Raw genomic sequence first — 7,445 nt, forward strand, 5'->3', positions numbered from 1 at the left:
GTTACATACCTTTTGCGAAGAAGGAACAGGGGTACAGACAATTTTCCGACGGACTGGAAGGAAAGTTGTCTGTATTTCTTTTATCCAAATTTTTTAAAATACAAAAAAGGAGTACAGACATCATGAGTGATCGCATGACCGTACATCGGGATGGAAAACCAATTTATGATATTGTAATGGAAGAAAATTATGACAGACTGGGACAGGAGGTGGCTTCCCTTTCCGTGCGGGACCGGAGACTTTGTGTGGTGACGGACAGCACGGTCGCAGAACTTTACAGTGATACCGTGATCCGCCAGCTGGAGCCGGTCTGCAGAGAAGTGCATCTTTTCGTGTTCCCGGCCGGAGAGGAGAACAAGAACCTGGATACAGTCCGGGATTTATACGAGTTTCTGATCCAGAACCATTATGACCGCAATGATATGCTGGTTGCTCTGGGCGGCGGTGTGGTCGGTGATCTCTGCGGATTTACCGCGGCAACCTACCTGCGCGGTATTCGGTTTATTCAGGTGCCTACCACACTGCTTTCCCAGGTGGATTCCAGTATCGGCGGTAAGACCGGTGTGGATTTTGACGCCTATAAGAACATGGTCGGCGCGTTTCACATGCCGCAGCTGGTTTATACCGCAGCTTCCAGCCTGTTAACCCTGACGGAGGAGCAGTTTGCCTGTGGTATGGGCGAGGTCATCAAGCATGGCCTGATCATGGACGCGGATTATTATGAGTGGCTGCAGGCTCACCGGGAGGAGATTCTTGCGCGGGATCTTTCTGTCTGTGAGCAGATGATCCTGGTCAGCTGCCGCATCAAGCGGGATGTGGTCGAACAGGATCCGACCGAGCAGGGAATCCGCGGCATCTTAAACTTTGGACATACTCTGGGGCATGCCATTGAAAAACTGATGCATTTTCACCTGCTTCATGGCCAGTGTGTGGCACTGGGCAGTGTGGCAGCAGCCGGACTTTCCGCAAAGCGCGGGGAGATTACCATGGAAGAGGCGCTGCAGATCCGGGAAGTGTTTTTCCAGTTTGGACTCCCGATATCCATTGCGGATTTTGAACTTTCCAAAGAAGAAATCATTGCTGCCACGAAGAACGATAAAAAGATGGATTCCGGCAAAATTAAATTCATTCTGCTGCACCGGATTGGTGAGGCGTTCATTGACCGCACAGTGACCGATGAGGAAATGAACACATGCCTGGACTGGCTGATGGGAGGTTCTGATGAAGACGAGAGGATTTAATCTGCTTTCCTGGGCAGCTCTGAGTCTGGCCCTGGTGCTTTTTGACCAGTACACAAAGCTTCTTGCGGTCGCGCATTTAAAGGGAAAGACTCCCTTTGTGATTCTGGATGGTGTGTTTGAACTGCTGTACTCCGAAAACCGCGGCGCGGCTTTTGGCATGCTGCAGGGAAAACAGGGATTTTTCTTTGTGATCGGAGCTGTAGTGGTAGCCGCAGCCATCTATGTGATGTGGCGCATGCCGGGCTGGAGCAGCCTGCGCTATCTGGGTCTGCGCGTCTGCACCATTCTGATTACTGCGGGAGCGCTGGGGAACATGGTGGACCGCACCAGCCAGGGCTATGTAGTGGATTTTCTTTACTTTAAGCTGATCGATTTTCCAATCTTCAATGTGGCGGATATTTATGTGACTACGGCTACGGCAGCGCTGCTTTTCTTCCTCTGCTTTTTCTACAAGGAGGAGGATCTTGCGATTTTTGAATGGAAGAAAGGGGATCGTCGGTGATCTACGAACTGACTGTGGAATCTGCTGCAGGACAGCGGATTGATAAATATTTAAGTGAACAGCTGGCAGATCTTTCCCGTTCTTATCTTCAGAAGCTGTTAAAGGACGGCGGCGTAGAAGTCAATGGAAAAACGGTAAAGAGCAATTACAGGCTGGCAGAGGGAGACCGGATCTGCCTGGAGGTACCGGAGGCGGTAGAACCGGAGATTGAGGCAGAGCCTATGGATCTCGATATCCTCTATGAAGATAAAGACATCATTCTCATCAATAAACCAAAGGGAATGGTGGTACATCCGGCGGCCGGGCATTACACCGGCACACTGGTAAATGGCCTGATGCATCACTGCAAAGATGAGCTTTCCGGCATCAACGGCGTCATGCGGCCAGGCATTGTACACCGCATTGACATGGATACCACCGGAGTCCTGATCGTCTGCAAAAATGATAAGGCCCACAATGCCATTGCAGAGCAGCTGAAGGTTCATTCCATCACCCGCAAATATTACGCGATTGTCCATGGTGTGATCAAAGAGGACGATGGCACGGTGAATGCCCCCATCGGACGGCATCCGGTGGACCGCAAGAAGATGAGCATCAATGAGAAAAACGGAAAAGAAGCAGTCACGCATTACCATGTGCTGAAGCGGTTCCGGCGCTTCACCTATGTGGAATGCCAGCTGGAAACCGGGCGGACACACCAGATTCGTGTGCACATGGCCAGTATCGGTCATCCACTTCTTGGAGATCAGGTTTATGGTCCGGCAAAGGTACCGTTTTCTGGTCTTCAGGGCCAGACGCTGCATGCGGGAGTATTGGGGATTATCCATCCCACCACGGGAAAGTACATGGAGTTTCAGGCTCCGCTTCCGGAGTATTTTGAAAAGCTGCTGCGAAAGCTGGAGCAGGATTAAAGCCGGAAGATGCGGATGTTACAAAAATTATCTGAAAATAGACAAAATGCACCAAAGTGTTCCTATACATTTGGAAAGTTTTGTGCTATAATCTAATTAATAAAAGAATTACATCATGTGTATGCTGAAAGGAGAAGATAGTATGAGAGGAAATCTTGTTATTACAATCGGACGTCAGTGCGGAAGCGGCGGTAAGATGATCGGTCAGAAGATCGCGGAAAAACTGGGCGTGAAGTGTTACGATAGGGAACTTCTTACCAAAGCAGCCAAAGAAAGCGGCCTGTGCGAGGAGCTGTTTGAAACCCATGATGAAAAACCGACCAGCAGTTTTTTATACTCTCTGGTTATGGATACCTATTCTCTTGGCTATACCACTTCGGCCTATATGGATATGCCGATCAACCACAAGATCTTTCTGGCACAGTTCGATACCATCAAGAAACTGGCCAACGAGGAGTCCTGTGTAATTGTAGGCCGCTGCGCGGATTACGCACTGGCAGATTATCCGAATACGGCTTCCGTATTTATTACCGGAAATGACGAGGATAAATTAAAGAGCATCAAGGATCTTTACAATGTTGACGATGCCAAGGCGAAGGATATTATGGTAAAAACCGACAAGAAACGTTCCAGCTACTACAACTATTATTCCAGTAAGAAGTGGGGCGATTCCAGAAGCTACGATATGTGCATCAACAGTTCCGTGCTTGGTCCGGATGGCACAGCAGACATGATTATTGCCTTTGCCAAAGCGAAAGAAGCGCAGAACAAGGAAAAAGCAGAATAAATGTAATAGATGTAATAGATGTAATAGAAAATTAATACTTTTTTCACATCTATCGCTTAAAATATCAGACAAGGTATGATATACTGAGTAGTGGCATAATTGGTTACTGTTTGCACAACGTGTGAACAGTAACACATGAGTGAGGAGAAATACCATGTCTGAAGAAAAAAAAGACTATACCCAGATTTTAAAGAGAGCCAGAAGGCGCAGAAAACGAGCACGGTATCTGCATTATGCAGGAATCGGAACGGTTCTGCTCCTTCTGGTTCTGTGCGTTTTTTTTGTGTGGAAAAAAGGCGGTTTTCCGGCTCTATCCGGAAATGCCGGGAACGTAACGATTGCGACCGGCTCCAACGCGGAGGCAGAAAATCCGGATTCGGAGGAGGCCGCGGCACTTTCCGTGGAAGCCGAAGCGCAGGATGTTCATGTGGAAGAAGCTGAAAAACAGGCCGTCGTGGATTCCTATCAGAACCTTGGCCTGGTGCAGGTTTCCGGTTACTTAAATGTCCGGGAGACTCCGGGGGCCGACGGAAATATCATCGGAAAGCTGGAGCAGAACAGTGCCTGTGAGATTCTTGGAACCGAGGGGGACTGGGACCACATTTCTTCCGGAGGCATTGAGGGTTATATCCATAACCAATACATCATCAGCGGAGATGAGGCCCGCAAAAAAGCTCTGGATTACGTCACAAAGATGGCCATTGTTGAGACCGAAAAGCTGAATATCCGTCAGGAACCGGTACTGGATCCGGCGAATGTGGTGGGGCAGGCTCTGGCCAATGAGCGCTATGTGGTAGAGGAAGAACTGGAAGGCTGGGTGAAGATACCGGACGGCTATATTTCCGCAGACTATGTTACGGTGGGACTGGCCCTAAATGAGGCCCGCAAGCTGGATTTAAAGGCTATGGCCTTAAACCAGTACGACAATCTGCTGATCTCCAAGGTAAACAATTACCTGAATATCCGTAAGGAGCCAAGCACGGATTCCCAGGCCAACATCATCGGCAAACTGCCAGGTAAGGCAGCCGGAGAGATTCTGGAGACACTGGATGGCTGGTATAAGATCAAATCTGGTTCCATCACCGGTTATGTGACGGCGGATCCCCAGTACGTAGCGGTGGGACAGGAAGCAAAGGACCTGGCGGTGAGCGCGGCATCCTTAATGGCCATCGTGACCACGGACCGTCTGAATGTCCGGGCGGAACCGAATACAGATGCCAAAATCTGGACACAGATTTCCAAGGAAGAACGTTATTCGGTGGTATCCCAGTTAGATGGCTGGGTAGAGATCGAACTGGATACCGGTGACGGAGACAGCGGAGAGAGCGCCGACAACGCCTACATTTCCACCCGCGACAACAACGTGGAAGTGCGCTATGCCTTAAACGAAGCCATCAAATTCTCACCGCTGGAGGAGAAAGCAAACCAGGCCGCATCCCTGCGCAGCCAGGTGGTGAACTACGCGCTGCAGTTTGTGGGAGGACGTTATGTCTGGGGAGGCAATGACCCGCATACCGGTGCGGACTGCTCTGGTTTCGTGAAGTATGTGCTGAGCCATGTGGCAGGCGTCGGCCTTCCGAGAACCTCCAGAGAGCAGGCGAAGACCGGCCGGGCTGTGAAGTCCAGTGAGATGCGTCCGGGTGACCTGATCTTCTATACCAACAGTAAGGGAACGGTCAACCATGTTGCCATGTATATTGGAAACGGACAGATTGTCCATGCGGCAAGCCGCAGAAGCGGAATCAAGATTTCTACCTGGAATTATCGCACCCCGAAGACCATCCGGTCCTTCCTGGACTAATGAAAACAAACATAAAATCAGATACGAAAAAAGGATTTCCCATGTTGCACAGAGCAGATGGGAAATCCTTTTTTCGTTTTCCATACCGGTCCGAAGTGACCAGATGTTTAGCGGGTTGCGCCGGAGAATACGGTTCCATGCAGGAACGGCTTTTTTACTTCCGTCAGGATATGGATGAAATCCCGCATATATTTGGTAAGGTATAAGTCCTTGCGGTGGCAGAGATAGAAACTTCTCTGGTTTTCAATACCTTTGATGGGGTAAACAGCACAGTATGGATATAATTCCGGAGACATCTCCACATAGTTGATCGGGCAGATCATGACGGCGTCGCAGGCAATGGCAGTGCGCTTACCGACTTCAATGCTGGTGGTTTTTAAAAGAATATCCGGCTGTATGTCATACGTGGCAAAGAGCTGTTTTTGTACGGTACTGACATTATGTCCCTCTTTGCTGGAAATAAATTTCTCATGCCGGGCTTCCGTAATTTCAATGGGTGTTCCGGATGGAATCCGTTTGGCCAGATCTGTATTCCGGCTGGTCAGAAGGACCAGATCTTCATCTTCAATTAAGATATAGTTCAGCTCTTCGTGTTTGGGATAGGTGGTCAGGCAGGCCAGATCGATGGCTCCTTCAATCAGCATGGATTCGGTAATGGCAGAACCATGTTCATGCAGATCAATATCCACATAAGGGTACTGTTTCATAAAGCGGGGCAATACATAGGGAAGTACCTGCATGGCACGCTGAACCGGAATGCCCAGTTTCAGGCAGCCGTGGTCTTCGTGGTTGATTTCGTCAATTTCTTTTTGCAGGTTATTGTTGATGGTGAGGATCTGTTTGGCTGCTTCAATATATTTTTCACCGGCATAAGTCAGCGTGATGGGATCTGTGGAGCGGTTAAAGATAGAGGTGCCGAGATTGGTCTCCACCAGTTTGATCATCTGGCTTAAGGAGGGCTGGGAAATGTAAAGCTTTTTTGCGGCTGCGGTGATGCTCCCCTCCTGCATTACGGTCAGCATGTACTGGGCGTGTTTGATATTCATAAGAAAGACTCCCTTTCTGTGACATTTTATCGTTCTGTTTTGATAAAAAAAGAAACGAAATTTTCTATTATAATATCATAAATCCGGAGTGGATTCAATTGTGAGGAGAAATCTGAATCTATATAAGTTTTTTATTTACAGGCTATAGGACAAAAAATATCAAAAGCAGAAATGACATAGAGATAACCTTATATACGCCATAATAATTTAAGTATTTGAAAGATTGTATTTCGAGTGATACACTGAGGATGAACAAAAAACCGGTGTGTGATAGCAAAAACATACGGCGAAGAAGTATTGATTGTCTTCGGACAAAAGGAGGAAGAAAATGGAAGTAAAGAAAGCTGCCATGGCAGGTACTCTGGAATCCAGCGATGCCCAGGTTACCGTAGAGCCAGGAAATGGTACTGTTGAGCTTTCCATCGAGAGCAGTGTCATCCATCAGTTTGGAAAGCAGATTAAAGCAACCGTCCTTGAGACCTTAAACCGTCTGGATGTCAAAGACGCAAAGGTGACTGTAGTGGACAAGGGTGCTTTAGACTGCACATTAAAAGCACGCGTTGAGTGCGCAGTATACCGTTCCAACGATATCACTGAGAATCTTCCGTGGGGAGGTGTAATTAAATAATGAGCCATCCGAATAAAAAAAGACTGAGACGTTCCATGATGTTCTTAAACTGCCAGAAGCCGGGCCTGATCAAGGATCCGTACATCTACAAACCGGATTCCATTATGCTGGATCTGGAGGACGCAGTAGCAGAGAACCAGAAAGATGCAGCAAGATACTCCCTGTATCATGCGCTGCAGGAGATTGATTACCGCGGAGTTGAGCGCGTTGTCCGCATTAACGGACTGGACACCCCGCACTGGAAAGAAGATATCCGTGTCTGCGTGGCAGGCGGAGCAGATACCATCCGTATCGCAAAGACCGAGACCGCACAGGACGTACATACTGTAGAAGAGCATGTACTGGCAGCAGAGAGAGAGTTTGGCAGACCGGAAGGTTCCACTCTTCTGATGGCAGCACTGGAGTCCTGTAAAGGTGTCCTGAACGCCCTTGAGGTTTGTAAGTCTTCTGACCGTCTGATCGGTATCGCCCTTTCCGGCGGTGACTACACCAAGGATCTGCAGACCGTGATCACCGGAACCGGTGTAGA

Annotated in this window: 8 protein-coding genes; 7 read left to right on the plus strand and 1 reads right to left on the minus strand. The window is 48.7% G+C overall.

What is annotated here, in order from left to right; translation table 11 throughout:
* The first annotated feature begins 122 nt into the window (after window positions 1-122).
* The 5 genes from aroB to WMO41_RS03710 all read left to right on the plus strand — a co-directional run bounded on the left by aroB (window position 123) and on the right by WMO41_RS03710 (window position 5,242).
* Window positions 123-1,241 carry a 3-dehydroquinate synthase gene (aroB, locus tag WMO41_RS03690; protein ID WP_349228604.1) on the plus strand — a complete coding sequence of 373 codons (1,119 nt, stop codon included), beginning with the start codon at window positions 123-125 and terminating at the stop codon, window positions 1,239-1,241.
* Entirely contained in the window at window positions 1,222-1,743 is a 522-nt protein-coding gene (gene lspA, locus WMO41_RS03695) for a signal peptidase II (protein ID WP_349228605.1), read from the plus strand. Before aroB ends, lspA begins: the two co-directional genes overlap by 20 nt.
* Window positions 1,719-2,654 (plus strand): RluA family pseudouridine synthase, encoded by a 936-nt coding sequence (locus WMO41_RS03700; RefSeq protein WP_349228606.1) that lies wholly within the window; start codon window positions 1,719-1,721, stop codon window positions 2,652-2,654. The genes lspA and WMO41_RS03700 overlap by 25 nt, the downstream gene beginning before the upstream one ends.
* A gap of 142 nt (window positions 2,655-2,796) precedes the next feature.
* Entirely contained in the window at window positions 2,797-3,441 is a 645-nt protein-coding gene (locus WMO41_RS03705; protein ID WP_353963960.1) for a cytidylate kinase-like family protein, read from the plus strand.
* Between the two features lie 154 nt (window positions 3,442-3,595).
* Entirely contained in the window at window positions 3,596-5,242 is a 1,647-nt protein-coding gene (locus WMO41_RS03710) for a C40 family peptidase (RefSeq protein ID WP_349228608.1), read from the plus strand.
* A gap of 107 nt (window positions 5,243-5,349) precedes the next feature.
* Here the strand turns inward: WMO41_RS03710 and WMO41_RS03715 are convergent, their stop codons facing one another.
* Window positions 5,350-6,288: a LysR family transcriptional regulator gene (locus WMO41_RS03715; RefSeq protein ID WP_349228609.1), complete on the minus strand. Its 939-nt coding sequence runs from the start codon at window positions 6,286-6,288 to the stop codon at window positions 5,350-5,352.
* A gap of 328 nt (window positions 6,289-6,616) precedes the next feature.
* Here WMO41_RS03715 and citD point away from each other — a divergent pair, with 328 nt between their 5' ends.
* Window positions 6,617-6,916 (plus strand): citrate lyase acyl carrier protein, encoded by a 300-nt coding sequence (gene citD / locus WMO41_RS03720; RefSeq protein ID WP_118532484.1) that lies wholly within the window; start codon window positions 6,617-6,619, stop codon window positions 6,914-6,916.
* Window positions 6,916-7,445 (plus strand): HpcH/HpaI aldolase/citrate lyase family protein (locus WMO41_RS03725; RefSeq protein WP_349228610.1); only part of this gene is annotated, 530 nt, incomplete at its 3' end. The genes citD and WMO41_RS03725, both read left to right, overlap by 1 nt.

Source organism: Ventrimonas faecis (genome assembly GCF_040096075.1).
In the GTDB taxonomy this organism is placed as follows: Bacteria; Bacillota; Clostridia; order Lachnospirales; family Lachnospiraceae; genus Brotaphodocola; species Brotaphodocola faecis.

Excerpts from the sequence above, each read along its gene's own strand:
- aroB (WP_349228604.1), top strand. The coding sequence starts at position 123 with ATGAGTGATCGCATGACCGTACATCGGGATGGAAAACCAATTTATGAT.
- lspA (WP_349228605.1), top strand. The coding sequence starts at position 1,222 with ATGAAGACGAGAGGATTTAATCTGCTTTCCTGGGCAGCTCTGAGTCTG.
- WMO41_RS03700 (WP_349228606.1), top strand. The coding sequence starts at position 1,719 with ATGGAAGAAAGGGGATCGTCGGTGATCTACGAACTGACTGTGGAATCT.
- WMO41_RS03705 (WP_353963960.1), top strand. The coding sequence starts at position 2,797 with ATGAGAGGAAATCTTGTTATTACAATCGGACGTCAGTGCGGAAGCGGC.
- WMO41_RS03710 (WP_349228608.1), top strand. The coding sequence starts at position 3,596 with ATGTCTGAAGAAAAAAAAGACTATACCCAGATTTTAAAGAGAGCCAGA.
- WMO41_RS03715 (WP_349228609.1), bottom strand. The coding sequence starts at position 6,288 with ATGAATATCAAACACGCCCAGTACATGCTGACCGTAATGCAGGAGGGG.
- citD (WP_118532484.1), top strand. The coding sequence starts at position 6,617 with ATGGAAGTAAAGAAAGCTGCCATGGCAGGTACTCTGGAATCCAGCGAT.